Source organism: Ensifer sp. Root954 (assembly GCF_001429005.1).
Taxonomy (GTDB): Bacteria; Pseudomonadota; Alphaproteobacteria; order Rhizobiales; family Rhizobiaceae; genus Ensifer; species Ensifer adhaerens.
Genome location: NZ_LMJM01000044.1, coordinates 27,667 through 53,322 on the forward strand (window position 1 = coordinate 27,667; position 25,656 = coordinate 53,322).

A 25,656-nucleotide genomic window follows, 5' to 3' on the forward strand; every position below is an offset into this window, starting at 1 on the left:
TCATGACCGACATATCAGACACGGAAGCAGTCGCAGCCGTCAGCATGAGCGACATAAAGAAGTCCTACGGAGGGATCCACGCCCTGCGCGGCGTCGACCTAAACGTCAGACCTGGCACCATTCATGCTCTCGTCGGCGAAAACGGTGCTGGCAAGTCTACCCTGCTGAAAATCCTTCAAGGCGTTGTAGCTCCAACCGAAGGTTCAATTAGCGTCTTTGGCGAGCCGGTGACAGTGTGCACTCCGGAGAACGCACGCCGGCTCGGGATCGAGATGATCTTCCAGGATCTCAGCCTCATACCGTCGCTTTCGATTGCGCAGAACATCTTTCTGAACCGCGAGCCCAAACGTCTTTCGGTGCTGGTGGACGAGAGGGAGGAGGCCAACCGGGCAGGTGATATCATCGCCCAACTCAATCTCTACATTGATCCCCGGACGCCCGTGTCCAAGTTAAGTCCGGGCCAGGCGCAGCTCACCGAAATAGCCAAGGCGATCTCGAAGGATGCACGAGTGCTCATCCTGGACGAGCCGACCTCTTCGTTGAGCGCCCAGGAGGTTGACACGCTTTTCGGCATGTTGCGGAAGCTGACGGCTGCAGGCACTGCCATAATCTACGTCTCGCATCGCATGACCGAGATCATGACGATCGCCGACGACATAACCATTCTGCGCGACGGCCAGAACGTCACATCAGGTAAGGTGGCCGACTTTACCTTGGACAGCATCGTGCGACATATGGTCGGCAAGCGTGTGAGCGGATTCGAGTACCGTGCCCGTACGGTGGACAGGACAGTCAGCCCAGCCCTGAGTGTCCGTGGAGTGTCGGGTCCCGGTGGAAAGCCTGACGGCGTCACGTTCGACCTGTTCAAAGGCGAGGTACTGGGCATCGCGGGTCTAATGGGAGCGGGGCGGAGCGAACTCGCGCGAGTTCTCTTCGGCATCGACCGCAAGACCTCAGGCGAAATCGAACTCCATGGAAGCAGGCTCGAACTCTCGGAACCCGCCGACGCAATCAAGGCGGGCATCGTGCTGGTTCCCGAGAGCAGGCATGAAGAAGGGCTCGTCATCGATCACAGCGTCGGGGACAATCTCTCCCTCCCCCAGATCGATATCGTCACCCGAGGAATCCTGATCGATCGCCGCAAGGAAGACGAACTGACGTCGAGCATGATTTCCCGCCTCAGGATCAAGACGCCAACGGCCGAGAACCGTGTGCGCAACCTTTCCGGTGGGAACCAGCAGAAGATCGTCATCGCCAAATGGCTAGCGATCGACCCTTCAGTCGTGATCCTCGACGAACCGACGGCAGGTGTCGACATCGGCTCCAAAGCGGAAATCGTCGATCTGATCCGCAGCATCGCCGACGCCGGAAAGTCGGTCATCGTCATTTCGTCAGAGCCAGCGGAACTGCTCGCCACGAGCGACCGCATTATTGTGCTCAGCAACGGTCGCCTCGCTCGGGAGATCACGCGCGACGAGATCGACAGCTGGGCCACAACTACTGGCGATGAAACGCAATCTATTCTGATCCGCACGGAACTAGGCCTGCAGGTCGCGATACAGAAGGCAAATCACCATGTCCACTGATGGCAAAACCCTAACCGCCGACGCCTCGGCTCACGCCAAAAGCTCCATCCTCGGAAATTGGCGGGACTATGTCGTCTACATCGGTTTCGTCGCGATATTCATCGTCTTCGCAATCGTTCTGCAAGATCGGGGATTCCTGTCGACAAACAACTTGCTCAACATCATCCGTCAGACGGCGATCGTTGCCATAGTCGCGATGGCCATGTCCTTCGTACTATCAGCAGGTGAAATCGACCTCTCGGTCGGCGCTGTCGCGGGCCTGAGTTCGGTTGTGGCGGGCCTTGTTCTCATCCAATACGGCCTGATTCCCGGAATTCTAGCGGGGCTCGCCCTCGGGATGGCGGTAGGTGCCGTCAACGGAGCGCTAACCGCCTATGTCGGCATCCCCTCGTTTCTTGTCACGCTCGGCATGATGGGCATCGCCAGGGGCGTTGGAATGTGGGTTAGCGGAACATCACCCGTTCCGGTCATCGACGAAACATTCATATTTGTCTTTGGGTCCGGCAACATTGGTCCCGTCCCCGTGCTCGTGCTGTGGGTCGCGATCCTGGGAACACTAGCGCATATCGCGCTTCGGAAAACACCGTTCGGCCGCAAGGTGATGTCTGCGGGAGGAAATCCCGTCGCCGCACGCTACAGCGGTATCGATGTCCGGAAGATCAAATTTCAAGTTCTCATCTTGACGGGGGTGGCCGCAGCCATCGCCGGAATGCTCTATGCGGGTCGCCTGCAGTCTGGCCGCTTCCAACTGGGCGAAGGAGACGAGCTTTCGGTGATTGCCGCAGTTGTCCTTGGAGGCACCAGTCTCTTCGGCGGTCGTGGCACAGTAGTCGGCTCTATCGTCGGAGCGTTGTTGATCGGCGTCATCAACAACGGGCTAATCCTCGCGGGCCTTGAATACAGCCAACAACTTATCGCGCGCGGAGCGCTGATCATCCTAGCTGTCGCAGTCGGACGCGGCCGCTAAATTTCCAGATATCCTTTGGAGGAAAAATAATGCGAGTTCTTGTCACTGGCGGCAGCGGAAAACTTGGACGGGCAACCGTCAAGCACCTGATCGAGAGTGGACATGACGTCATAAACGCCGATCATGTCGAGCCTGAACACAACCTCTGCCCGTTCGTGCGTGTCGATTTCGAGGACATGCGCGCGACGCTTGAAGCAATCGCGGGCTTCGATTGGGATCACAACCGGAAGACCGAAGCCGTGGTGCATCTCGCAGCGGTTCCTATGCCTGGAAAAGTGGCCCCGGCTGACGTGTTCAGGATCAATACGATCTCGACCTACAATGTCTTTGAGGCATGCAGGCTGCTCGGCATCAAAAACGTCGTTTGGGCATCCAGCGAGACGCTTCTCGGTATCCCCTACGACATCAAGCCCGAATATTTCCCGGCGGACGAGAGCTTCGAGTCCCGTCCGGAAACTTCTTACTCGCTCTCGAAGCATCTGGGAGAGGAGATGGCCAGGCAGTTCTGCCGCTGGGACAAGGACCTCAAGATCGTCTGCCTACGTTTTTCCAACGTGATGGACGAGAGCGAGTACGCGTCGTTTCCGGATTTCGAAAAGAACCCCGGCAGCAGGCGCTTCAACCTCTGGACCTACATCGACGCACGCGATGGTGCGCAGGCAATCCGGAAATCTCTCGAGTGGTCCGCAACGGGTGCCGAAGTCTTCATCATCGCAAACGAAGACGGCGTGATGACCACGCGCAACACGGTCCTCGTAGAGAAGTTTTATCCGGGTGTGCCATTCAGCAAAAGGGTCGCCGACAACGAGACGTTGCTCTCGATCGAGAAAGCAAAATCCCTTCTGGGATACAAGCCCGAGCACAGCTGGCGTCGATACGCAGGCTCCTAACGCCAACAGATTGTCTGGAGAAAGCGCATGGCCCCTACAGAGAAACTCGAGATCGACGCCGAGGTGAAGGAAGAGACGTTCTCCAAGACCATGACGGCAACCGCCCACCTGCAAATCCGTCAGTTGATCCTCGATAACAAATGGCCGCCGGGCTTCCAGGCGACCGAGCAGGAAGTGGCATCCAGACTAGGAATGAGCCGAACACCTATCAGGGAAGCTTTAATGCGGCTCCAGCAGGACGGTCTGGTTTCCGTCATTCCGCGTCACGGTATGCGCGTCCTTCCGGTGTCGTCGGCCGACATGAAGGAAATCTACGATATCCTCACGTCGCTCGAAAGCACGGCCGCTGAGCTTGCCGCAAGCCGGAACCTTTCCGACCAGCAGCTAGAGGGCCTCGAGAGGGCTACCGCGGACATGGACAAGGCGCTCGACGAGGACGACCTCGAGCGATGGGCGCAGGCTGACGCACGGTTCCACGAACAACTTCTGGAGCTTGGCGGCAACCAAATGCTCAAATCCGTGGTCCTCAACTTCATCGATCGGGCGCACCGAGTCCGCATGCTGACACTCAAAATGCGGCCCAAGCCGGTGAATTCGACCCGCGAGCATGCCCAACTGGTGGAAGCCATTCGGGAGGGTGATCGAGAGAAGGCACGGACCATTCACAAGGCACATCGCGAAAGAGCTGGTCGAGAGTTGCTAGCGCTCCTCGACCACCTCGGCCTCAATCATCTCTGAACAAGGTACAGCCATGACTATCTCGAACCAGTCGCTCACGATCGCAGTCCTTCCCGGAGACGGCATCGGCAAAGAAGTAATGCCCGCATGCATGGACGTCCTTGCGGCTGCGGTCTCCACTGTCGGTGCTGCACCGATGGCCTTCGAGGTCCATAACGCCGGCGCTCAATACTACGCTGAAACTGGAGAAGCACTCCCGACAACAACCCTCGACGCGTGCAAGTCGTCCGATGCGATCCTGTTCGGCGCGATGGGGTGGCCGGATATTCGTTTTCCTGATGGAACAGAGATCATCCCTCAACTGGATCTGCGAATGGAACTCGGGCTATTCGCCGGTGTGCGACCGATCCGCTGGTTTCCGGGGCTTCCAAGGGTACTGACGGACCCCCGCGCCGAAGGCATCGACTTCGTGCTCATCCGCGAACAGACTGAGGGCCTCTTCTACGCCCGTGGCAAAGGCGAGATCATCGACGATGCCGAAGCCTACGACACGATGCAGATTACGCGCGCGGGCACGGAGCGCGTCTCGGAGTTTGCATTTCAATTGGCGGCTCAGCGCAAGCGCCGCGGCAAAGCGGGTATCGTCACCTGCGTCGACAAGGCAAACGTCTTCAGTTCGATGGCCTTCTTCCGCAAGGTTTTCGACGAAGTAGCCGCGCGCCATTCAGGCCTTCAGAAGGACCACGCCTACGTCGACGCTCTCGCGCTGACCATGGTGAAAAAGCCCTGGACACTCGACGTCCTTGTTACCGAAAACATGTTCGGCGACATCCTTTCCGACCTCGCGGCAGGCCTGATCGGTGGCATGGGGATGGCTCCGTCGGCCGACATCGGCGAGAAATACGGTCTCTTCCAGCCAGCTCACGGCACTGCCCCGGACATAGCGGGTAAGGGCTTCGCCAACCCCTGCGCAATGATCCTTTCGGGAGCGATGATGCTCGACTGGCTGGCGACCCGTCACGGTGACGAGAAGCTGGCCGACGCAGCGCGAATGATCGAGGCGGCTGTCGAACACACGCTGTCCACGAAACTGGCTGTTCCGATGGAATATGGCGGCACTGCCAACTGCAGCGAGATGACGAGGTCAGTGATCAGTTCGTTGTCGGCTGTCCGGAAGGAGGTCGCATGACCGGGTACGTTGTCGTGGTCGATTTCCAGATTCGTGACGGATGCATGGACGGGTTCCTCCCGGCCATGACCGAAAACGCTGCCACGTCGTTGCGCGACGAGCCCGGCTGTTCCGTGTTCGACGTCTGCCAAGACCCAAGGCAGCCAAACCGCGTCTATCTCTACGAGGTCTATCAAGATCGCGTCGCCTTCGATGCTCATCTGGCGAGTCCCCACTTCCAGCGCTTCAACGAGGTATCGGGACCGTGGATCATAGAAAAGAATGTCGAAACCTTTCAGCGCGTCCCCGCATCTGAGGACGGAGGTAACTAATGGCTCAGGAAATCAAGGCGATCGTGTTCGACACTTTTGGGACCGTCGTCGACTGGCGCGGCTCGATCATCAACGATCTCGGTGTCTGGGGTGAGCAGCAGGGCCTCGACGTTGACTGGGCCGAGTTGGTCGATCGCTGGCGCGACCGCTACAATCCGCAAAAGGCGCGCGTCCGGAGCGGCGAGCTTCCCTGGACCAACCTCGACGAGCTTCACCTCGAGGCGTTGAAGGCCGTGTTCGAAGAGATGGGACTCCCCCTCCTAGACGAGCCAAGGATGTTGCACATCAACAAGGTGTGGCATCGGCTCGCCGGCTGGTCAGATGCATCGTCCGGCCTGCACCGCCTCAAACGGAAGTTCATTATCGGCCCGCTTTCGAATGCCAACGTCGCAATCCTCGTGAACATGGCCAAGCACGCCGATCTGCCGTGGGACAACATATTCTCGTGCGAACTCTTCCGGCACTACAAACCTGACCCGGAGACATATCTCGGTGTGTGCAAGATGCTCTATCTCGAGCCCAAAGCAGTCATGATGTGCGCGGCGCACAATTACGATCTCGCTGCGGCGCGGGACCAGGGTCTCAAGACCGCATTTATTTACCGTCCAACAGAATACGGACCCGGACAGACGACCGATCTGAGGGCCGAACAGAACTGGGACTATGTCGCGAGCGACCTGAACGACCTTGCGGTCCAACTCGGCTGCTAAAGGAATACGCAAATGCAAACCTACAAGATGTTCATCGACGGCAAGTGGGAGAGCTCCTCCACGGGCGAGACCTACGAAACTCACAACCCTTTCACTGGGAAACCGTGGGCGTTGATACCCAAGGGCAATAGGCAGGACGCCGAACGCGCGGTGGAAGCTGCGCAAAGGGCGTTCACATCCGGCCCATGGCCGAAACTTACCGCAAGCGACCGAGGACACCTCCTGAGGAAACTTGGCGATCTGATCGCCGAGAATGCCGAGCGGCTAGCAACGACAGAGACAACGGATAACGGTAAGCTTATCAATGAGATGCTGTTCCAGCTGAAGTATATTCCACAGTGGTACTATTATTTCGGGGGCCTTGCCGACAAGATCGAAGGCGCAGTCATCCCGATCGACAAGCCGGAGACGTTCAACTTCACCCGCAACGAACCGCTCGGTGTTTGCGTCGGCATCACGCCTTGGAATTCGCCGCTATTGCTCCTTGCCTACAAGCTCGCGCCGGCACTCGCGGCCGGCAACACCTTTGTTGCAAAGCCCTCGGAATTCACGTCCGCATCCACGCTTGAGTTCGCCGAGCTTGTAGAGCAGGCCGGGTTCCCGGCCGGGGTCTTCAATGTCGTGACGGGTTTCGGCGCGGATGTCGGTGAGACACTGACAACGCACAGACACGTCGCGAAAATCGCTTTCACGGGTAGCGAGGGGACGGGCCGGAAGATTGGCGAGCTGGCGGCCCGCAATTTCAAAAAGGTTACGCTGGAACTCGGCGGGAAGAGCCCGCATATCGTGTTCGCCGACGCCGAGATCGACAATGCGGTAAATGGTGTTATTTCCGGGATCTTCGCGGCGACGGGTCAGACCTGTATCGCGGGGTCTCGCCTGCTTGTTGAGCGCAAAATCCACGACCAGTTTCTCGAGAAGGTGATCGCCCTGGCAAGGACCGCGCGGATGGGTGATCCCCTGTCGACCGCGACACAGGTCGGCCCGGTTACCACCCCACCTCAGCTCGAGAAAATTCTCGGCTACATCGAGATCGCCAAGGCCGAAGGAGCCGAATGCCTTCTCGGAGGTGGCAGGCCTTCCGCACCTGAATTTGAAAATGGCTGGTTTGTCGAGCCAACGATCTTTGCTGGCGTCCGAAACCATATGCGCATCGCCCAAGAGGAAGTGTTCGGTCCGGTTCTTTCGGTTATTCCGTTCGACACTGAAGAGGAAGCGATCCAAATCGCGAACGACACCAATTACGGCCTGGCCGCGGGATTCTGGACACAGGATATGCGGCGCATGCTGCGCGTTTCTGCCGCCATCCAAGCAGGGACGGTCTGGGTGAACACGTATCGCGCTATCAGCTACATGTCGCCACTCGGTGGATACAAGCACTCAGGCATCGGTCGCGAGAACGGTATGGCTTCGATTCAGAACTATCTACAGACCAAGAGCGTAATGATCTCGACTGCGGAAAGCGTCGCGAACCCCTTCATCATGCGGTGACACGATGACGAAGCAAAGGAAACTTCTCATTGGTTGCGTGGCGGATGACTTCACAGGCGCAACCGACGTTGCCGGGATCTTTGCCAAGTCAGGCATGAAGACCACGGTTCTGATCGACATCCCCGAGGGCGGGTTGTCGATCGACGCCGATGCTATCGTTATCGCGCTCAAAACGCGCACCATCGCTTCCCATCAGGCGGTTAGTCAGTCTCTGGCCGCACTCCGATGGCTACGCGACCGAGGTGCTGAGAGGATTTACTTCAAGTACTGCTCGACATTCGACTCCACAGCCAACGGTAACATCGGGCCCGTAATCGATGCCATGCTTGAGGAGTTGGCCAGCGGCTTCACTATCGCTTGCCCAGCGTTTCCAGCAAATGGCCGCACGATTTACAAGGGCAACCTTTTCGTCGGCGACGTCCCGCTCAACGAGTCCGGTATGAAGGACCATCCGCTCACCCCGATGACGGATTCGAACCTTGTACGGGTCCTCACCTCGCAGACGAAACATCGAGTTGCCCCCTGTTATCGAGATACGGTCATCAGGGGGGCAGCTGACGTGCGCGACTGGGCGTCCAAGGCGGAGGCCGACGGCATTGGAGTGGCGATTGTGGACGCCATTGCCGATGAAGACCTCGAAATCATCGCCCAAGCTTTCGCCGACGCACCACTCCTGACGGGTGCGTCCGGCTTAGCTTTCGGACTGGCAACGGTCCTGTTTAAGGATCGGCGGAATGTGGAAAGCAGGCCGGGATACTCGAACACAGTGGGATCGAGGGCCGTGGTATCGGGCAGTTGCTCGGTAGCGACTAATGGCCAAGTGGAGGCGATGCTCAGAGACCATGAAGGCTTCAAGGTGGACGTCGCATCGCTCGCATCGGGCGAAGACGTCTTTTCCAAGGCGCTCAAGTGGGCTGCTGGCAGGCTCGGCCGCAAGCCCATTCTTTTCTACGCGACAGCAAATCCGGAGGAAGTGAAAGCAAACCAATCGAGATTCGGTGTGGCCGAAGCCGGCGAAATGGTCGAAAGCACACTTGCGCGGATTGCCAGATCCCTCGTCGATCTCGGAGTCTCCGAATTGATCGTCGCTGGCGGCGAGACGTCGGGAGCTGTCGTCAAACACCTTGGCATAAATCGACTTGATATCGGCAACGAGATCGCCCCCGGCGTGCCGTGGGTCAGCGCACCGCTCAGTTCCGGGCAGATATGGCTAGCGCTGAAGTCGGGAAATTTTGGAGGGCGAGAGTTTTTCGTGGACGCCTGGGAAAGAATTCAATGACGGCTATAGTATCCGAGGAAACCAGAACCCGCGACAGCATCGCGAAGGCCGGTAAGTCCATATTCGACCGAGGCCTGACTTCGGGCTCGACCGGAAACATCAGCGTGAGACTTTCAGACAGCCGCATGTTGATGACCCCTACCAACGCATCCCTTGGAATGCTTGAGCCCGAGCGGCTCTCGCTCTTTTCAGCGGAGGGTGTCCATGTAGGCGGCGACAAGCCAACCAAGGAGGCGTTTCTGCACAAATGCATGTATTGCGCCGGCAAGGCACGAAGCGCCGTCGTTCATCTGCATTCCACCTATTCCGTCGCTGCCAGCATTCTAATGGATGTCGACGAGCGCGACGTGCTTCCACCGCTCACGGCATACTACGTCATGCGCGTCGGAACCCTCCCGTTGGTGCCCTATTATCCGCCGGGTGACGAAGCCCTCGCGGCAGCAGTCGGCGCGGCAGCCGAGAAACACCATGCCATCCTTATGGCGAACCACGGGCCCGTCGTCGCTGGCAAAACGCTTGAGGACGCGCAGTATGCCATCGAAGAACTGGAGGAGACAGCCAAGCTCTTTCTTCTTCTACAAAACCGCGACGTTCGCCCCCTTACCGCGGACCAAAAAGAGGCGCTCCTGGACCGCTCGAAATAAGCGAGCCCTATTTTCTCAATCACGGCCGTCGACCAGTAGATAATGATGAGGCCATATGCGCTCTGGTCGTGAGCCAGCGGCTAACGGCCTATACTTCGACGAAATAGTACCCGTTTATCCATTTCTCGCGGGCCTCCCGGAACGGATTGTTCGTCTCCAGGTGGCTCTCTAACGGCGGATCTTGTTCCCAGGCTTCGTCGATGAGGCACCAAAAGGTGGAGCCGTTCAGTGTTGCAGTGAAATCCTCGAGTGTCATTGTGATGCCTACGAGTGCCGCTGTTGCGCTTTAGGTAGTGCGAATCCTTCTTCCAGCAAAGTCGTACGCTGATCACGCCTTCAGTCCTCTCTATGTTCCTTAAAGCAACGCGCGAACACGTTTATTGACTCATTATACCAGTATAGGTATTACCTCATACGTCATAGAACGCATGGAGGATTTGATGACTGCGATCGCACTGTTTGGGGCAGGTGGCAAAATGGGTTGCCGTCTATCCAAAAACCTCAAGGGCTCGAGGTTCGACGTCCGGCACGTCGAGGTGAGCGCGGAAGGCAAAGAACGCCTCAAAAGTGAACTTGGACTTGGTACAGTGGAAGTCGATGACGCCCTTGACGGCGTCGATGTGGTGATCCTTGCCGTGCCGGACACGGCAATCGGCAAAGTCTCTGCGGGCATTGAACGGAAACTCCGGCCGGGTACGATCGTCATCGCGCTAGATGCCGCCGCGCCCGCGGCCGGACACCTGCCGAACCGCGGCGACCTCACCTATTTCGTCACCCATCCCTGCCACCCGCCGATCTTCAACGACGAGACCGATCTCACCGCGAAGCGCGACTTTTTCGGCGGCGTGGCAGCCAAGCAGCACATCGTTTCCGCCCTTATGCAGGGGCCCGAAGAGCACTGGGCGCTCGGGGAGGAAGTGGCCAAGGTCATCTGGGCTCCGGTGATGCGCTCGCACAGGGTAACGGTTGACCAAATCGCACTGCTGGAGCCAGGCCTCTCCGAGACGGTGTGCGCGTCGCTGCTTTACGTCATGCGTCAGGCGATGGACGAATGCGTGGCCCGCGGGGTGCCGAAAGAAGCGGCCCGCGACTTTCTACTGGGCCACATGAATGTTCTCGGTGCGGTGATCTTCGAGGAGACGCCCGGCGTGTTCTCCGACGCCTGCAACAAGGCGATCGAATTCGGCATCCCAGTGCTGATGAAAGACGACTGGAAGAAGGTTTTCGAGCCGAGGGAGATTGCGGAAAGCATCCGCCGCATCACCTGACCTCCACTTCCAAGACGGAGTTCCAGAACATGAATACGACGATCATCGAGGTCGCCTTGAACGGTCCATGGACCCGAAAGCGGCAACCGAGGATACCGATCGCAGCGAATGAGATTATCGAGGACGCGATCGCTTGCTGCAAGGCCGGGGCTTCGGTCGTCCATTTCCATGCCTACGATGTCGAAACGGGTGACCAGACCACCGAACTCGCGGTGATCGAGCAAATCATCACCGGCATCCGTGCCGAAACGGACGCGTTGATCTACCCCGCCATCCGCTACATGAGCAATTCGGAGGCCATTCAGGCGAACTCAGGCAAGCGGCGATACGACCATTTCTCAGCTCTCGGCCGGCGTCGAAAGCTCGACTGGCTCATCGTCGATCCGGGGTCAACTAACCTCGTCCGGTACACCGACAGCAATCTTGACGACGCGGTCGTGGATATCAACACGCCCGCGGCCATACGACACGGGCTGGAGGTGGCGGCGGAGTGCGGGCTGAACCCGACCATGGCCATCTACGACCCGGGATACCTGCGGCTCGCGCACCACTTGGTCGGCCAGAACCCGCGTCTGAAAAAACCGATATACCGGTTCATGTTCTCGGAGCAACTGACCTTCGGTTTCCCGCCCCGCACTTACGCCCTCCTTGCCTACATGGAGCTCTACCGTGAGCTCGGGATTTCAGCGCCTTGGATGGTGGCGGGATTGGGAACGAACGTCCTTCCGCTTGTGCCGGAAGTCGTGAGACGGGGAGGACATGTGCGGGCCGGACTGGAGGATTTCGATCTCGGCTCGGCAACAGGAAACCTCGCCTTGGTGGAGGCCACGGCGAAGGCAATCGAAGCCGCCGGAGGGACAGTGGCTTCGACGAAGGAGGCGCGGAGGATTCTAGCCTAACCAAACCCATGCCATTCAATCACTCGGGAGGAGAAAATGAAGGCATCTCTAGCATCTAGCTTACTGAAAGCTCTGTCCTTGGCTGCGGCCGTTGCCGTTCCAGCCAAGGCCCAAGAATACAACGAGCACAAACTCAAGTTGAGTTACGTTGTCCCCAAGACACACTCTTACGGAGCAGGCGTCGAATTCCTGGAAAGATGGCTCGACGAGAAATCCGGCGGCAAAATCCAGCTTAAAGGCTATTCTGACGGTCTGCTTGGAGCCGAGGTTCAGTCCATCTCCGGGGCAAAGGGTAACGTGATCCAACTCGCGGTAGTCTCCACCGCGGCCGCAGCGACGACCGTCCCTGCCTTCGGCCTCTTCGATATGCCCTATCTTTTCCGCACGCACGCAGAAGCGGACGCGATCCTTGATGGCGAGATCGGATCGGACATTCTTGGAAAGCTCGAAGAGAACTCCCTTATCGGCCTCTGCTACTGGGAAAACGGTTTTCGTCAAGTAACGAACAACAAACACCCGATCATGAAGCTCGAAGATTTCGCTGGGTTAAAGATCAGGACCATTGAAAACCCGGTATTTATCGACACCTTCAACACTCTCGGAGCCAACGCTGTTCCGATGGCCTTTACGGAGGTCTATTCGGCGCTCGAGACGGGCGCGATAGATGGTCAGGAAACGCCCCATAACAGCATCTCGACCAGCAGATTTTACGAGGTTCAAAAATACGTCAGCGAAACGGGGCACATCTACGGTGCCGCAGTCGTGCTCGCAAGCAAGGGCCTCTGGGACCAGCTGAACGAAGATGAGCGCAACCTTCTCAGGAAGGGCTGTGAAGAGGCCCGCGCGTTCGAGCGGGGCAAAAACAGGGAGAATGACCCCAAGCTCAAGGAAAGCCTTGTTGCGGAAGGCATGGAGGCCAACGGACTTTCGCCAGAAGAGCTAGGCCGTATCCAACAAGCCCTGAAACCCGTCTACGACAAGCATGCCGATCGGATCGGCCGCGAGACCGTCGACAGCGCTCTCAAGGCGCTCGAGGAAATGAGGAAGGCCAACTAAGCCCTTCCCGGCGACGCGCTACTTCGTGGCGCGTCCGCAAGACCTACGAGGCACCGAGATGCAAAACACTACACTATTGCTTACGCGGATCGTCCGCACCGCCATCGCGCTTCTGCTGATGGGCATGGTTGTTCTTACGTTCACAAACGTGGTTCTCCGATACGCCGCCAACAGCGGGCTTTCCTTTTCGGAAGAACTATCGCGATGGTTCTATGTATGGTTGGTTTTCATCGGCTCCATATTGGCGCTCTACGAGCGCGGTCATATAGCCATGGAAGGCATCCTTCACTCCCTTCCCCGCCCGATGCAATCGGCCTGCAACATCGCCAGCGCGCTCATGATGGTCGGCGTTTCCTGGCTGATATTGAAGGGTAGCTACGAGCAAAGCTGGTTAAACCTTGGCGCGCACGCGCCGGCGACCGGCCTGCCAATGCTCGTCTACTACTTGCCAGGTGTCATTTTCGGCATCGCCTCGATCGCAATTCTGCTCGTTCAATTGGTCGATGTCATTCGCCACGGTGGTCCGCCGGATGCGGATTCGACGCAGTCCGGCTACATCGTGGAGTGACGCCAATGATCATCGTTGTTTTTCTCGGCTCACTTCTGGCCGCCATGGCACTGGGGATGCCAATCGCATTCGCGCTCCTCATCTCGGCAGTCGCGATGATGCTACAGCTGGGTTTGTTCGATTCTCAGATTATCGCCCAGAACCTTGTCGGCGGCGTCGACAGTTTCCCGCTGATGGCTGTGCCCTTCTTCATGCTGGCCGGGGAGGTCATGAACCGTGGTGGACTTTCTCGCCGCGTCATCGATCTGGCGCTTTCCATCGTCGGCCACCTGCGCGGCGGTCTCGGGTACGTCGTCATAATCTCCGCGACCTTGCTATCCGCGATATCAGGATCGGCGATCGCCGACGCTGCCGCCCTCGCAGCGCTGCTTGTTCCGGCCATGGTCGCAGCGGGTCATCAGCCAGCACGGTCAGCCGGCCTGGTAGCGTCGTCGAGCATCATTGCGCCAGTGATCCCTCCGAGCATCGGCTTGGTGCTGTTCGGCGTTACCGCGAACGTTTCTATTACGGGGCTTTTCCTCGGAGGCATCGTTCCCGGCATCGTGATGGCGATGGGGCTGACGGCCACCTGGTTCTATCTTGCCAACAAGGAAAAGGTAGAACTTCCGGCCCGCGCATCCGGAAAAACAGTACTAACCAACGTGCGCCGTGCCGGATGGGCACTCCTCATGCCCGTCATCATCGTTTTCGGCTTGAAACTTGGCGTGTTCACGCCGACCGAGGCCGCGGTAGTTGCGGCCGTATACGCCATATTCGTTTCTGTCGTGGTTTATCGCGAGTTAAGCCTTTCCGCTCTGTTCGAGGTGTTCGTGTCGGCGGCAAAAAGCACTGCCATGGTGATGTTCCTCGTCGGGGCGGCGGTGGTTACGTCGTGGCTGATCGTGATCGCCGATCTTCCGGTGATGCTAAGCGATCTTCTTGCACCATTGGTTGGCTCCCCGCAGTTTCTGATGTTTGTGATCGTCATTATCGTTCTCCTCGTCGGGACTGCGATGGACATGACGCCGACGATCCTCATTCTCACACCCGTTCTGATGCCCGTGGTGAGGGAGGCCGGGATTGATCCGATCTACTTCGGCATCATTTTCATCATCGCCAACTCGATCGGGCTCATCACGCCCCCGGTCGGGACCGTTCTCAACGCAGTCACTGGCGTTACGCGAGTAAAAATGGAAGATGTCATTCGAGGTGCCAATCCATTCCTGGTCGCGCACACCGCCGTGCTCATCCTCCTGCTGCTCGTCCCTCAAATCGTGACGATGCCCTTGGACTGGATGCGGTAACGGCGTGCGGAGTCGGACGCGACGCCGACTCCGCGACGCTCTTGTCTCGAGGAATGGGGACTTGTGCACTAAGCGGAAAAGTACAGGGTCCGACATATGGTCATCCGGCATACAGAAAAGCCAATCGAGGGGCTTGCTCCCATCACCCGGAGAAAGCTGTCCGATGCGGTATTTGACAAACTCAAGCACCTCATCGAGATCGGAGAGCTCAAACCCGGAGACGAAGTGCCATCGGAGCGGATGCTAATGGAGTCACTTCAGGTCGGCCGTCCCGCAGTCCGGGAAGCGATGCAAGCCCTCGCGTCACACGGGCTGATCGAGATCTCGCACGGCGAGCGGTCCAGGGTCGTTCCCTTGACCGCAAAGTCCTTGATAAAGCAGGTAGATATCGCCGCCAAGATGCTCTTGGCGGGCTCGCCGAGCAATCTGGAGGACCTTAAAGCCGCGCGCCTGTTCTTCGAGCGCGGGGTGGTGCGGGAGGCGGCACACAAGGCGACCTCGACCGACATAGAACTCCTCGAAGCCGCACTTCGGTCGCAGAGAGAGGCGTTGGGGCAGCCGGACGCATTCATCGCCGCGGACATGGCATTTCACACCCAGATTGCCAAAATCACCCGCAATTCGATCTTCAGCGCCGTAAGCGAGGCTATGCTCAGCTGGTTACAGGCGTTTCACATCGAACTGTTGCGCCGATCGGGCAAGGAAGACATCACCCTCTCCGAGCACGAGGATATCCTCGAAGCGATACGGTCAAGGAATGCTGATCTCGCCGAAGACGCGCTCGTGCGCCATCTTGAGCGTTCGCGCGATCTCTATGTCACGAAGACCTCATGAGTTCATGAGGGCTGCCATGACGAATGGTCCGTCACTTCGCGTCCTGAACGGACGCAACGGTTAGTTTGACGCCCGCTTGGTCAAGCTCCCTCACCACATCGGCTTCGGGAGCACTATCGGTAATTACGGCGTCGAAGCCCGCGAGGCCCGCCAACACGTGCAGTGCACGATGACCGATGCGCTGATGATTGACCAAGAGATATTTCGAAACGGACGCGGACATCATCGCCCGCTTGGCACGCACGACGCTGTCATCCATGTGGTATGCTAACGTTCCGCTCACGGCAGGTGTCGATATGAAGGCGATGTCGGCAGTCAGGCGCGATAACGACTCCTCTGTGACCATGCCTAGATATGCGTTGAACTTGGCCGAATAGGTGCCACCAAGCGCAATAAGCGTAATACCGCTCTCTCCCTTCAGTCGCTCCATGACAGCGGCATTGTTGGTAATGACTGTTAGCGGTCGTTTCTCGAGCAACATCTCGCCAAGCACTGCGGCCATCGAGCCGTCATTGACCATCACGGTCATACCCGGCTCGACGAGCTGCAGTGCAGTGTGCGCCATCGCAAGTTTGGCGTCGCCGCCCTGCCGTTCGCGAATCCGAAAATCGCTTTCGAACTGCGTTCCGGCATCGATCGTAGCGCCGCCGCGGACTTTGCGCAGAACGCCCGCCTGTTCCAAGTCATCCAAATCGCGATGGATTGTCATCTTCGAGACTGCGAAGTGACTGGCAAGATTGTCGAGGTCGACCGTTTTGTTTTCGACCAGCATGTCGACGATCTGCTGCCTTCGCTCGTCTCGCTTCAATTTCTTCCCTCTTCAAACCGCATTTACGAACCTAGAGGGAACCTGCCCTATAACGTTTTGCCATTTCCGCAAGGGGAATTTCGGTGATCTTGCAAGCACGTCCGGCTGAACCGAATGCCTCGAACCGCTCAAGACATAGCTTGGTTAGCGCCACCATTGCTGGTTTCAAATATTTCCGGGGGTCGAACTCGGCCGGATCTTCCATAAGGACCCTACGCACCTGCGCGGTCATTGCCATGCGACAATCGGTGTCGATGTTAATCTTTCGTACGCCATGACGGATACCGCGCTGTATTTCCTCAAGCGGTACACCCCACGTGGGCTTCATCTGCCCCCCGTAACGGTTGATGATCTCCTGCAAATCTTCGGGAACGCTCGACGATCCGTGCATGACGAGGTGTGTGTTGGGCAGCTTCTGGTGGATCGCCTCGATGACATCCATGGCGAGGACTTCTCCGTCTGGCCGACGGGAGAATTTGTACGCACCGTGGCTTGTCCCCATCGCAACGGCAAGGGCGTCGACTTTTGTTTCCCTGACGAACTTTGCAGCTTCATCAGGGTCTGTCAGAAGCTGGTGAAGTTCCAGCTTGCCTTCTGCCCCATGTCCGTCCTCTGCCTCGCCCATACCGGTCTCAAGCGAACCGAGGACCCCAAGCTCCCCTTCTACTGAGACGCCGGCCCAATGGGCAATGTCGCTGACAATCCTGGTAACACCGACATTGTAGTCCCAGTCCGCCGGTGTTTTGCCGTCCGCCAGGATTGAGCCATCCATCATGACTGAGGTGAATCCATGCTGAATCGCCGTAGCACAAGTGCTTGGCTCGTTTCCGTGATCCAGGTGAACGCAAACCGGGATGTTGGGATACATCTCTGTCACCGCGTCCATCATGTGCCTGAGCATGATGTCGTTGACATAGGCGCGCGCTCCGCGGCTCGCCTGCAGGATAACCGGCGAGTCCGCTGCGTCGGCCGCCTCCATAATCGCTAGAGCCTGCTCCATATTGTTGATGTTGAACGCCGGAACGCCATATCCGTATTCCGCTGCATCATCCAGCAGCTGGCGAAGGGTGATCTTGGCCATGAAACCTCGCTCAGGGATTTTCGTTGGAATTGAGGTAGTTTGCTATTGTCTCGACTTCCCTCGCCGAGCCGAAGACGAGCGGCGTACGGCAATGGTTGGCAGTCGGGATCTGGTCGAGGATAGGAACGATGCCGTCCGTTGCTTGTCCTCCGGCCTGCTCCATGAGGAACGCGATGGGATTGGCCTCGTACAGCAGACGAAGCCTTCCGTTTTGATAACCGGGCCGCTTGTCGGCTGCGTAGAAAAACACCCCGCCCTTCAGCAGGATGCGGTGTACGTCGCCCACTGCTGAGCCGAGCCAGCGCATGTTGAAGTCACGACCCCGTGGCCCTTCCTTGCCGGCAAGGCAGTCCGCAACATATCGGCCCATTCCGGGCTGAAGATGGCGCTGTAGCGAAGCGTTGAACGCCAGTTCGGAAGTTTCGTGCGGAACCCGTACATCAGGCCGCACAACGACGAATTCTCCGGTCTGAGGGTGCATCGTGGCGAGAAGAACACCGTCCCCCACGGTGAGGCCGAGATCGACTGTGTTCCCGAACGACACGTACCCTGCCGCAACCTGTCTTCTACCCGACATCAGGAAGGGATCTTGGTTCTCATCGAACGGAATGATCGAGAAGATAGTGCCGACGGGCGTACCAAATCCGACGTTTCCCGAACCGTCGATCGGGTCGATAGCCACGGCCAGCCCCGAATTCCTGAATAAGATGGGATCTTCGGCTTCCTCCGAGAGAACCCGCGCGGCACCGGCTCGCTCCAACAACTCCGCGAATAGGGAATGCGAAGCCACGTCGATCGCTTTCTGGGCGTCGCCGTCAGTATTCGCTCCCACCAGCTGAGCCGGGTCGCCCTCGAGAGAGCCACAAGCGATACGTCCCGCGAGAACACACGCTGCGTCGAGAATCCCATGGATGAGCGACGTGACCGCCTCCCGTGAAGCGATACCGTTGGCCCAGTCTGCGAGGTACTGATCCACGGTGAGCGGCCGGCGCGCGGCATCATCGTTTGCGGTGGACGTCGACGAGCTCATGCCTCGCCTCCAACCCTGGCGATCGCGCGGGCGACGATGGCGTCCTGGGTAATGCCGAACTTCTCGTATAAAGTTTCGGCTGGCGCGGAAGCACCGAAACCAGACATGCCGATGACGTCGTCTTCGCTGTCGACGAACTTCGTCCATCCGAACTTCGAAAGCGCCTCTACTGCGATGCGCGGCGCGCTGCCGAGTACCGCGTCTCGATATGTTTTCGGTTGCTGATCGAACAGGTCCCAGCTTGGCATCGATACGACGGCTGTGGGGAGGTTCCGCGCCTCAAGGGCCTCAGCCGCCTTGATTGCGAGAGAGACCTCGGTCCCGGTCGCTATCAAAGTAACCGCGCGCTCGCCGGTGGCCTCCCTAAGCACATAGGCTCCCTTGGCACTAAGATTTGTTCCGTCCCGTTCGGTACGAAGCTGCGGCACATTCTGACGGGACAAAGCCAAGACGGAGGGCGTTTTCTCGCTGCGAAGCGCCAGGTCCCAGCACTCCAGCGTTTCGATCGTATCCGCCGGCCGGAAGACGTGAAGATTTGGCATGGCACGGAGGCTCGCAACATGCTCGACGGGCTGATGCGTCGGCCCGTCTTCGCCAAGGCCTATGGAATCGTGCGTCAGTACGAAAATCGAACGGATTCCCATGAGAGCTGCCACGCGGATTGCATTTCTGCAGTAGTCGGAGAAGACGAGGAACGTGCCGCCATAAGGAATGAGCCCACCGTGCACAGCAATACCGTTCATCGCGGCGGCCATAGCGAACTCGCGCACGCCGTAGCTCACGTAGCGACCGCTCTTCGTCGGAGTGAAGTCGCTGTCGACCGCGGACACGCGCGTAAGATTGGAGTGGGTTAGATCAGCAGAGCCGCCGATCATCTCGGGGAGTAGCGCGGTCAGCGTCTCCAGCGCAATTTGGCTCGCCTTGCGGGTTGCCACCGCCTGGGGCTCAACCAACAGCCGTTCTTTCGCGTCCAGTAGCGCCTGCGAATACTCGGCAGGCAGGACGCCCGTTACACGTCGTTCGAATTCGGATCTTTTGTCGATTGAGGTGGCACGCAGACGCCCTTGCCACTCTTCGCGCGCGCCAGCTCCCCTGGCCCCGATTTCACGCCAGCGCCTGAGGATCGCCTCCGGGATTTCAAACGGTGACGACGCCCAGCCATATGCGGCCTTCGTTGCGGCCGCCTCGTCGACCCCGAGTGGCGCGCCATGTGCGGAACTTTTGCCAGCCTTGGAGGGTGAACCATAGCCGATAACCGTCTTTAAGGCGACCAGCGACGGCCGGGTTGTCTCAGCCTTTGCCTCCGATATCGCATGGTCGACCGCTTCAGCCGAATGGCCGTCGACACGCTGGGTGTGCCACCCATAAGCCTGGAAGCGCGCGAGCACGTCTTCTGAGAAGGAGATGTCCGTGGAACCATCGATCGTGATGGCGTTGTCGTCGTAGAGGACTACCAGTTTGCCCAGTTGAAGATGGCCGGCTAGGGAAGCGGCTTCCTGACCAACCCCCTCCATCAGGCACCCGTCGCCGCAGAACACATACGTATGGTGGTCGACGAGTTCCGAACCGAACTCTTCGGCGAGACGGCGTTCCGCGATCGCCATTCCGACGGCCGATGCGATACCCTGCCCGAGCGGCCCGGTCGTGGTCTCGACGCCCGCTGTATGCCCATATTCCGGGTGCCCGGGCGTCTTTGAACCCCACTGACGGAAGTTGCGGATCTCTTCCATCGGCATGCCCTCGTAACCTGTGAGGTAGAGGAGACTGTAGAGGAGCATGGAGCCGTGGCCGTTCGACAGAACGAAGCGGTCGCGGTCAGGCCATGACGGCTTGCTGGCGTCGAACTTCAGATGCTTCGAGAACAGAACGGCTGCCGCGTCTGCCATGCCCATAGGCATGCCGGGGTGGCCTGAATTGGCCGCTTCGACCGCGTCGATAGATAGAACTCGAATGGCGTTCGCGAGGTCGCGATCGAAAACTTCTGTCATATGGCCCTCCTTCATGAGCGGGCACGAATATGGCTTAACACGTCGAAAATCACAATAGTTCATCACAAACTAACATTCTATGTGTGATTTTGTGATACAAAATCACATCTTGCATAAATTTCGCGTGACGAGAGGCAATGCGATCTGCTATTAAGATCATACCTCATACCTCGGGAGAGAACGAATGGAATATGTGCGTTTGGGAGCGACCGGACTGAAAGTCTCACGCTTGGCCCTCGGTTGCATGAGCTTCGGGGAACCGGATCGAGGCAATCATCAATGGACGCTGGGAGAAGCGGAAGCCCGCCCGCTGTTCCGGAAAGCCTTGGACGCGGGGATCAACTTCTTAGACACGGCCAATGTCTATTCTGACGGCACTAGCGAGGAAATTGTCGGGAGGCTCATTAAGGAGCACGGTCGCCGCGACGAAGTTGTGCTGGCAACAAAAGTCTTCGGACGGATGAATGCGAGCCCGAACGGCACAGGTCTTTCGCGCAAGGCCATCCTCTCCGAAGTCGACAATAGCCTTCGACGCCTTGGTACAGACTACATCGACCTCTACCAGACCCACTTTTGGGACAATGACACGCCGATCGAGGAAACGCTTGAGGCGCTCAACGATGTCGTGCGCGCGGGGAAAGTTCGCTACGTCGGCGCGAGCAATATGTACGCTTGGCAGTTCGCAACCGCCCTCCAGATTTCGAAGCGCAAAAGCTGGGCAGCATTCGCGTCAATGCAGCTTCATCTCAACCTCATTTACCGCGAGGAAGAACGCGAGATGCTTCCGCTTTGCCGCGCCGAAGGGATCGGGGTCATGACTTTCAGCCCGCTAGCCCGCGGCATTCTGACGAAAGACAGTGGCACCCAATCAAAGCGAGCAGAGACGGACAACGTAACCGGACGTTTCTATGAGAAAGCAGCAACTGCGGACCAATCGGTCGTAGACGAGGTGGCCAAGATCGCACGGGAGCGCAATCTGCCCCGCGCGCAAGTGGCTTTGGCATGGGTGCTGCAGACGCCGGGCGTCACTTGCCCGATCATCGGAGCGACAAAATCCAGTCATCTGGAAGACGCGATCGGCGCTTTGGACGTCAAGCTTACGGATGAGGAGGTTAAACGCCTTCAAGGACCATACGTCCCCCACGAGGTAGTGGGTCTTATGTAAAATCGCCTGGCCTGCGGCCGTGTTCAAATGGAGAAACGCCCTTATTCAGGGCGTTTCAAGCGGCGTGATTGGCTAGAAATCTCCAAAGTGACTGTAGTCGTGATTATCTCGCTATTCGGGCTTTAGTGCGGAACCCCGTTCCGTTGTACTCACGGATCAGATCGTGGGTTCGAGCCCTGTTTCTCTTCTCGAATTTCGCCGAAGTTTGATAGCGCGAGGGCGCTCCTGTCTCAAAACAAACATTGGCTCGATCACGTTTCCTTGCCGACCATCTCCAGCCCATACCGCTGTTCAGACGCGGACCGCTCGTTGCTCGTATGCACGCGCTTGACTCGCGATCGATCGAGAACATAATAAGAACATACTGCAGCGAGCAGGCAACCAACCTGTAACTTGAGATGATGAGTTCCGGCGTCAGCTGGAGAAGGAGAAACCATGTCCGCAGTTCAGCTAGCGCCGGATACAGAAGCAAATGAACAGTTGGCCGATGAATTCGCCACCGCCGTCGCATGGCACAATGGCGACAGGGAAGCCACAATCCGAACGCTTCTCGCCGACTGCAAGCACCTGCGCGAGCAACTGGCTCTTGCCGAAGTATCGATGAGTGTCGGCTTCGCTCGTGGGTGGCGTCCATGCGCGGACCGAGCCGAGGAGGCGCTATGAGTGACGCCAGAAATCGACCCCAACGATCGAGCACACGCGACCCGATAAAGTTGATTATAGCAGTCGTCGCATGGGTTTTGTCTGTTGGACTGGCCCTCGCTGATGAGGCTCTAATCGGCCGTGCTTCTGTTATCGACGGAGACACAATCGAAATCTCGGGAGAGCGGATCAGGCTCTACAGCATCGGCGCTCCCGAATCATGGCAGATATGCGAAGACGCAGACGGGCTCGAATATCGATGCGGCCAGAATGCGGCCGGGACGCTGGACCGCTTTCTCAGAGAATCCAGACCCACTCGTTGTGAACATCTCGGGCGAGATCGATACCAACGGGTACTTGCAATCTGCTTCCACGCCGACGGCTCCGAGGTCAATCGGTGGCTGGTCGAGAACGGTCACCCGTGGATTGGCCACGATACAGCACCGGCCGTTACGTTGATGCGCAGCTCGCCGCGCGGTCCCGGGCACTTGGGCTTTGGCAGGGGCACTTTCAACAACCTTGTGAAGCGCGCGCGCTACGCGCGAGGCGACCACCCTCCTGCTGACTTGGTGCAGGTCGGCTCGTTGGCCTCATGATCTTAGGATTGGAGCTTCCAAACCAAGCGCTTAGCAACCGTGCATCTATGCTGACTTGCTCCCTCCGAGCGCAGCCTCCTCGGGAGTGAGACTTCGAGGCGCAGCTGCCCTGCGCAAGCGATCGTTGAGCGCAAGTCCAAGCCCGCAATCGGGTATAGGGACAACCGCGATCGTCGAGACGCCAAGCTCGTCGGCCGCCTTGAGGGTCGCGTAGAGGTTGACTGCGACTTCTTCCAGGCTGCCATTTGGGCTTAGGTCAAAGACCCGCGCACAATCTCCCTCGCCAGGAACGAAAGCCCCGCCGACCTTCAGCAAGACCTCTCCCTTCATCGCCTCCATCGCGTCAAGTCGTACGCTTGCCCGAGGAGCATAGTGAGAAGTGAGCATTCCGGGAGCCACGACCCTTCCCGGAACCTCCCGGAAGGTGATCGGAAGACCTGCGACGCGCTCGATAAGCTCGACTGGGAGACCGCCCGGACGCAGGAGTTCGATACCGCCGTTTCCAACTGCCAGGATTGTCGACTCTACTCCGATCTTCGTCGGGCCACCGTCGAGGATTAGGGGAACTTCGTCACCGAAGTCATCTCGAACGTGCTGCGCAGTGGTCGCGCTCACCTTGCCAGAGATATTGGCGCTGGGTGCCGCGAGAGGTTTTCCAAAAGACCGGATCAAGTCGCGGCTAAATCCAGCCGGGATCCGTATGGCAACGGTGCTTAGGCCCGCCGTCGTCCTGGATGGGAGTCCGCAAGAAGGGTTTGCCTGAAGGACAAGTGTCATCGGGCCTGGCCAGAATGCCTCTGCAAGACGAAGGCTGACAGGGTCCAGATCTGCGTAGATTGATACCATCTCCATATCGGAACAATGGCAAATCAAAGGGTTAAAGCTCGGACGCCGTTTGACTTCGAAGACGCGCGCGACCGCGCTCTCATTCGTGGCGTCGGCGGCGAGACCGTAAACGGTTTCCGTTGGTATCGCGATCACCTCGCCTTTGCAAAGTGCTTCCACACCAGCTGATACCGCTCGGCGCGGGTTCGTAGCGACTTCCATAATCATCAAAAGGCCCTCGATTTTCGCGGCATCAATTACCCCTGAAAAAACCTCTTGTCAAAATAGGTATGACCTTATACCTTCCGATAAAGATCGATTGAGGAGTTGGTCGATGGGAGGTCTCATGAAAACCGGTAGTGTCACTTCTGACGCGCCTGCCAGCGGACTGCTGCTCGAGGCGGACGGGGTTGCGAAGGCATTCCACGGCGTGCCCGCGCTACGTCAGGGTCACCTGAAACTGCGACCCGGCACTGTCCACGCTCTGTGTGGTGGCAACGGTGCTGGCAAGTCGACGTTCCTGAACATCGTTATGGGTCTTCTTCGGAGGGACGAGGGTTCAATTAGGATCAAAGGCGAGGTCGTCGACTTTCGTTCGGCGAGCGAAGCCCTCGATCACGGAATCGCAATCATCACACAGGAACTCTCGCCGGTTCTTGAGATGACCGTCGCCGAGAACATCTATCTCGGGCGAGAGCCCAAGCGCTTCGGGGCATTCATCGACTTTTTGGCACTGGAAACTCAGGCCCAAGAACTGCTGGACGATATCGGCTTTCCGATCCGTGCCGGCGCTCGCATGTCCAATCTCAGCCTCGCGGAAACTCAGCTAGTCGAGATTGCAAAGGCGCTGAGCTTCGACGCCGACATTGTCATCATGGACGAACCGACATCGGCGATCGGCGAGCACGAAGCTCACATCTTGTTCAGCGCCATAGAGCGACTGAAGCGCCGAGGGTCAGGGATTATATACGTATCCCACAAGCTATCTGAGATCTTCGAGATCGCAGACGAATACACCGTGTTCCGTGACGGCAACTATATCGTCAGCGGCCTCATGACGGACATCACGCGAAAGGAACTGGTCACCCACATCGTGGGACGCGAGGTCAAGGTCGTTGAAAAAGAGCGCCCGAATGCGGGCTCGCCGATCCTGCTCGAGGTCAAGAACCTCTCTCGCGAGAACGAATTCAGGGACATCTCGATTTCCGTTGCGGCAGGAGAAGTCTTCGGCATCTACGGCCTGCTCGGCTCTGGCCGTACCGAGTTCCTGGAGGCGGTTTACGGGATGGAAGAACCGACCTCAGGTGAAGTGGTTTTGGCAGGAAAGCGCGTCCCCAAGGGCAAGCCACGCGAATCTATCAAAATGGGCATGGCAATGGTCTCGGAGGATCGGAAAGACAGTGGCCTCGTACTGTCGTCTTCGATCGCACACAACATCACACTTTCCGCACTTTCACTCATGGCAGTGAGCGGCTTCGTCAGGCAGCAGAAAGAGCGCGAAGTCGTAGATGAGATGATCCGGTCCCAACGGATAAAGGCCAGTTCGTCGGACTTGACGGTCGAAAGCCTCAGCGGAGGAAACCAGCAAAAGGTTGTCTTCGCCCGATGCCTGACAACCAACCCTCGCCTGTTGATCTGCGACGAACCGACCCGCGGCATCGATGAAGGTTCGAAGCAGGAAATCTATGCCTTCCTTCGTGACTTCGCCGCGAAGGGTCACGGCGTCCTAGTCGTGTCGTCCGAAGCTCCGGAAATCCTGCAGGTCAGCGACCGGATCGCAATCTTCAAGGGTGGCACCTTGGTGGACGTAATCGACGGACACGGAGCTACACAGCAAACAATCATGGAGCTTGCCAGCTGAGGAGCAT

At 58.2% G+C, this 25,656-nt stretch carries 24 protein-coding genes and 1 pseudogene; 20 read left to right on the top strand and 5 right to left on the bottom strand.

Annotated features, from left to right (window positions below):
• Positions 1 to 2: 2 nt before the first annotated feature.
• From ASE71_RS25060 to ASE71_RS25135, 16 genes are all read left to right on the top strand, one after another.
• Positions 3 to 1,586, top strand: coding sequence for a sugar ABC transporter ATP-binding protein (locus tag ASE71_RS25060; protein WP_060520432.1), 1,584 nt, complete (start codon positions 3 to 5; stop codon positions 1,584 to 1,586).
• On the top strand, positions 1,576 to 2,553 hold the full coding sequence (locus tag ASE71_RS25065) for an ABC transporter permease (RefSeq protein WP_060520433.1): 978 nt from the start codon (positions 1,576 to 1,578) through the stop codon (positions 2,551 to 2,553). The genes ASE71_RS25060 and ASE71_RS25065 overlap by 11 nt, the downstream gene beginning before the upstream one ends.
• Positions 2,554 to 2,582: 29 nt before the next feature.
• Entirely contained in the window at positions 2,583 to 3,443 is an 861-nt protein-coding gene (locus tag ASE71_RS25070; RefSeq protein WP_060520434.1) for an NAD-dependent epimerase/dehydratase family protein, read from the top strand.
• Positions 3,444 to 3,506: 63 nt separating this feature from the next.
• A complete protein-coding gene (locus ASE71_RS25075) occupies positions 3,507 to 4,181 on the top strand; it encodes a GntR family transcriptional regulator (protein WP_244497386.1) in 675 nt (224 codons plus the stop codon).
• 13 nt (positions 4,182 to 4,194) lie between these two features.
• The gene (locus tag ASE71_RS25080; protein WP_060520436.1) at positions 4,195 to 5,310 is read left to right on the top strand and encodes an isocitrate/isopropylmalate dehydrogenase family protein; all 1,116 of its coding nucleotides are present in this window, start codon (positions 4,195 to 4,197) and stop codon (positions 5,308 to 5,310) included.
• Positions 5,307 to 5,621, top strand: a complete 315-nt coding sequence (locus tag ASE71_RS25085) for a putative quinol monooxygenase (RefSeq protein ID WP_060520437.1) — start codon at positions 5,307 to 5,309, stop codon at positions 5,619 to 5,621. The genes ASE71_RS25080 and ASE71_RS25085 overlap by 4 nt, the downstream gene beginning before the upstream one ends.
• Positions 5,621 to 6,331 (top strand): haloacid dehalogenase type II, encoded by a 711-nt coding sequence (locus tag ASE71_RS25090; protein WP_060520438.1) that lies wholly within the window; start codon positions 5,621 to 5,623, stop codon positions 6,329 to 6,331. The genes ASE71_RS25085 and ASE71_RS25090 overlap by 1 nt, the downstream gene beginning before the upstream one ends.
• A gap of 12 nt (positions 6,332 to 6,343) precedes the next feature.
• Positions 6,344 to 7,822, top strand: a complete 1,479-nt coding sequence (locus tag ASE71_RS25095) for an aldehyde dehydrogenase (RefSeq protein ID WP_060520439.1) — start codon at positions 6,344 to 6,346, stop codon at positions 7,820 to 7,822.
• 4 nt (positions 7,823 to 7,826) lie between these two features.
• Positions 7,827 to 9,101: a 3-oxo-tetronate kinase gene (gene otnK, locus ASE71_RS25100; protein ID WP_060520440.1), complete on the top strand. Its 1,275-nt coding sequence runs from the start codon at positions 7,827 to 7,829 to the stop codon at positions 9,099 to 9,101.
• A complete protein-coding gene (otnC, locus tag ASE71_RS25105) occupies positions 9,098 to 9,745 on the top strand; it encodes a 3-oxo-tetronate 4-phosphate decarboxylase (protein ID WP_060520441.1) in 648 nt (215 codons plus the stop codon). The genes otnK and otnC overlap by 4 nt, the downstream gene beginning before the upstream one ends.
• 440 nt (positions 9,746 to 10,185) lie before the next feature.
• Positions 10,186 to 11,013 (top strand): phosphogluconate dehydrogenase C-terminal domain-containing protein, encoded by an 828-nt coding sequence (locus tag ASE71_RS25110; protein WP_060520442.1) that lies wholly within the window; start codon positions 10,186 to 10,188, stop codon positions 11,011 to 11,013.
• A 29-nt stretch (positions 11,014 to 11,042) separates the two neighbouring features.
• Complete coding sequence (locus ASE71_RS25115; RefSeq protein ID WP_060520443.1) at positions 11,043 to 11,912, top strand: 3-keto-5-aminohexanoate cleavage protein; 870 nt, start codon at positions 11,043 to 11,045, stop codon at positions 11,910 to 11,912.
• Positions 11,913 to 11,948: 36 nt separating this feature from the next.
• Entirely contained in the window at positions 11,949 to 12,968 is a 1,020-nt protein-coding gene (locus ASE71_RS25120; protein ID WP_063891218.1) for a DctP family TRAP transporter solute-binding subunit, read from the top strand.
• 58 nt (positions 12,969 to 13,026) lie between these two features.
• Positions 13,027 to 13,536, top strand: coding sequence for a TRAP transporter small permease (locus tag ASE71_RS25125; protein ID WP_063891221.1), 510 nt, complete (start codon positions 13,027 to 13,029; stop codon positions 13,534 to 13,536).
• Positions 13,537 to 13,541: 5 nt separating this feature from the next.
• Positions 13,542 to 14,819: a TRAP transporter large permease gene (locus ASE71_RS25130; protein WP_060520446.1), complete on the top strand. Its 1,278-nt coding sequence runs from the start codon at positions 13,542 to 13,544 to the stop codon at positions 14,817 to 14,819.
• Between the two features lie 96 nt (positions 14,820 to 14,915).
• Complete coding sequence (locus tag ASE71_RS25135; protein WP_060520447.1) at positions 14,916 to 15,653, top strand: transcriptional regulator NanR; 738 nt, start codon at positions 14,916 to 14,918, stop codon at positions 15,651 to 15,653.
• 31 nt (positions 15,654 to 15,684) lie between these two features.
• Here the strand turns inward: ASE71_RS25135 and ASE71_RS25140 are convergent, their stop codons facing one another.
• The 4 genes from ASE71_RS25140 to tkt are packed head-to-tail and all read right to left on the bottom strand — an operon-like array spanning position 15,685 to position 20,560.
• Positions 15,685 to 16,461 carry a DeoR/GlpR family DNA-binding transcription regulator gene (locus ASE71_RS25140; protein WP_060520448.1) on the bottom strand — a complete coding sequence of 259 codons (777 nt, stop codon included), beginning with the start codon at positions 16,459 to 16,461 and terminating at the stop codon, positions 15,685 to 15,687.
• A gap of 31 nt (positions 16,462 to 16,492) precedes the next feature.
• Positions 16,493 to 17,542, bottom strand: a complete 1,050-nt coding sequence (gene fba, locus ASE71_RS25145) for a class II fructose-bisphosphate aldolase (protein ID WP_060520449.1) — start codon at positions 17,540 to 17,542, stop codon at positions 16,493 to 16,495.
• A 10-nt stretch (positions 17,543 to 17,552) separates the two neighbouring features.
• On the bottom strand, positions 17,553 to 18,572 hold the full coding sequence (locus ASE71_RS25150; protein WP_060520450.1) for a class 1 fructose-bisphosphatase: 1,020 nt from the start codon (positions 18,570 to 18,572) through the stop codon (positions 17,553 to 17,555).
• A complete protein-coding gene (tkt, locus tag ASE71_RS25155; protein ID WP_060520451.1) occupies positions 18,569 to 20,560 on the bottom strand; it encodes a transketolase in 1,992 nt (663 codons plus the stop codon). The genes ASE71_RS25150 and tkt overlap by 4 nt, the downstream gene beginning before the upstream one ends.
• A gap of 184 nt (positions 20,561 to 20,744) precedes the next feature.
• Between tkt and ASE71_RS25160 the strand changes: the two genes are divergently transcribed.
• The 3 genes and pseudogenes from ASE71_RS25160 to ASE71_RS37125 all read left to right on the top strand — a co-directional run bounded on the left by ASE71_RS25160 (position 20,745) and on the right by ASE71_RS37125 (position 22,932).
• Entirely contained in the window at positions 20,745 to 21,725 is a 981-nt protein-coding gene (locus ASE71_RS25160; protein ID WP_060520452.1) for an aldo/keto reductase, read from the top strand.
• A 435-nt stretch (positions 21,726 to 22,160) separates the two neighbouring features.
• Positions 22,161 to 22,388: a hypothetical protein gene (locus ASE71_RS25165; protein ID WP_060520453.1), complete on the top strand. Its 228-nt coding sequence runs from the start codon at positions 22,161 to 22,163 to the stop codon at positions 22,386 to 22,388.
• 44 nt (positions 22,389 to 22,432) lie between these two features.
• Positions 22,433 to 22,932, top strand: a pseudogene (locus ASE71_RS37125) (thermonuclease family protein).
• Between the two features lie 76 nt (positions 22,933 to 23,008).
• On the opposite strand, the gene ASE71_RS25175 reads toward ASE71_RS37125, so the two are convergent.
• Entirely contained in the window at positions 23,009 to 24,016 is a 1,008-nt protein-coding gene (locus ASE71_RS25175; protein WP_060520454.1) for an L-threonylcarbamoyladenylate synthase, read from the bottom strand.
• 118 nt (positions 24,017 to 24,134) lie between these two features.
• On the opposite strand from ASE71_RS25175, the gene ASE71_RS25180 reads away from it, so the two are divergent.
• On the top strand, positions 24,135 to 25,649 hold the full coding sequence (locus ASE71_RS25180; RefSeq protein WP_164475058.1) for a sugar ABC transporter ATP-binding protein: 1,515 nt from the start codon (positions 24,135 to 24,137) through the stop codon (positions 25,647 to 25,649).
• Positions 25,650 to 25,656: the final 7 nt, after the last annotated feature.

Excerpts from the sequence above, each read along its gene's own strand:
- ASE71_RS25060 (WP_060520432.1), top strand. The coding sequence starts at position 3 with ATGACCGACATATCAGACACGGAAGCAGTCGCAGCCGTCAGCATGAGC.
- ASE71_RS25065 (WP_060520433.1), top strand. The coding sequence starts at position 1,576 with ATGTCCACTGATGGCAAAACCCTAACCGCCGACGCCTCGGCTCACGCC.
- ASE71_RS25070 (WP_060520434.1), top strand. The coding sequence starts at position 2,583 with ATGCGAGTTCTTGTCACTGGCGGCAGCGGAAAACTTGGACGGGCAACC.
- ASE71_RS25080 (WP_060520436.1), top strand. The coding sequence starts at position 4,195 with ATGACTATCTCGAACCAGTCGCTCACGATCGCAGTCCTTCCCGGAGAC.
- ASE71_RS25085 (WP_060520437.1), top strand. The coding sequence starts at position 5,307 with ATGACCGGGTACGTTGTCGTGGTCGATTTCCAGATTCGTGACGGATGC.
- ASE71_RS25090 (WP_060520438.1), top strand. The coding sequence starts at position 5,621 with ATGGCTCAGGAAATCAAGGCGATCGTGTTCGACACTTTTGGGACCGTC.
- ASE71_RS25095 (WP_060520439.1), top strand. The coding sequence starts at position 6,344 with ATGCAAACCTACAAGATGTTCATCGACGGCAAGTGGGAGAGCTCCTCC.
- otnK (WP_060520440.1), top strand. The coding sequence starts at position 7,827 with ATGACGAAGCAAAGGAAACTTCTCATTGGTTGCGTGGCGGATGACTTC.
- otnC (WP_060520441.1), top strand. The coding sequence starts at position 9,098 with ATGACGGCTATAGTATCCGAGGAAACCAGAACCCGCGACAGCATCGCG.
- ASE71_RS25110 (WP_060520442.1), top strand. The coding sequence starts at position 10,186 with ATGACTGCGATCGCACTGTTTGGGGCAGGTGGCAAAATGGGTTGCCGT.
- ASE71_RS25115 (WP_060520443.1), top strand. The coding sequence starts at position 11,043 with ATGAATACGACGATCATCGAGGTCGCCTTGAACGGTCCATGGACCCGA.
- ASE71_RS25120 (WP_063891218.1), top strand. The coding sequence starts at position 11,949 with ATGAAGGCATCTCTAGCATCTAGCTTACTGAAAGCTCTGTCCTTGGCT.
- ASE71_RS25125 (WP_063891221.1), top strand. The coding sequence starts at position 13,027 with ATGCAAAACACTACACTATTGCTTACGCGGATCGTCCGCACCGCCATC.
- ASE71_RS25130 (WP_060520446.1), top strand. The coding sequence starts at position 13,542 with ATGATCATCGTTGTTTTTCTCGGCTCACTTCTGGCCGCCATGGCACTG.
- ASE71_RS25135 (WP_060520447.1), top strand. The coding sequence starts at position 14,916 with ATGGTCATCCGGCATACAGAAAAGCCAATCGAGGGGCTTGCTCCCATC.
- fba (WP_060520449.1), bottom strand. The coding sequence starts at position 17,542 with ATGGCCAAGATCACCCTTCGCCAGCTGCTGGATGATGCAGCGGAATAC.
- ASE71_RS25150 (WP_060520450.1), bottom strand. The coding sequence starts at position 18,572 with ATGAGCTCGTCGACGTCCACCGCAAACGATGATGCCGCGCGCCGGCCG.
- tkt (WP_060520451.1), bottom strand. The coding sequence starts at position 20,560 with ATGACAGAAGTTTTCGATCGCGACCTCGCGAACGCCATTCGAGTTCTA.
- ASE71_RS25160 (WP_060520452.1), top strand. The coding sequence starts at position 20,745 with ATGGAATATGTGCGTTTGGGAGCGACCGGACTGAAAGTCTCACGCTTG.
- ASE71_RS25165 (WP_060520453.1), top strand. The coding sequence starts at position 22,161 with ATGTCCGCAGTTCAGCTAGCGCCGGATACAGAAGCAAATGAACAGTTG.
- ASE71_RS25175 (WP_060520454.1), bottom strand. The coding sequence starts at position 24,016 with ATGATTATGGAAGTCGCTACGAACCCGCGCCGAGCGGTATCAGCTGGT.
- ASE71_RS25180 (WP_164475058.1), top strand. The coding sequence starts at position 24,135 with ATGAAAACCGGTAGTGTCACTTCTGACGCGCCTGCCAGCGGACTGCTG.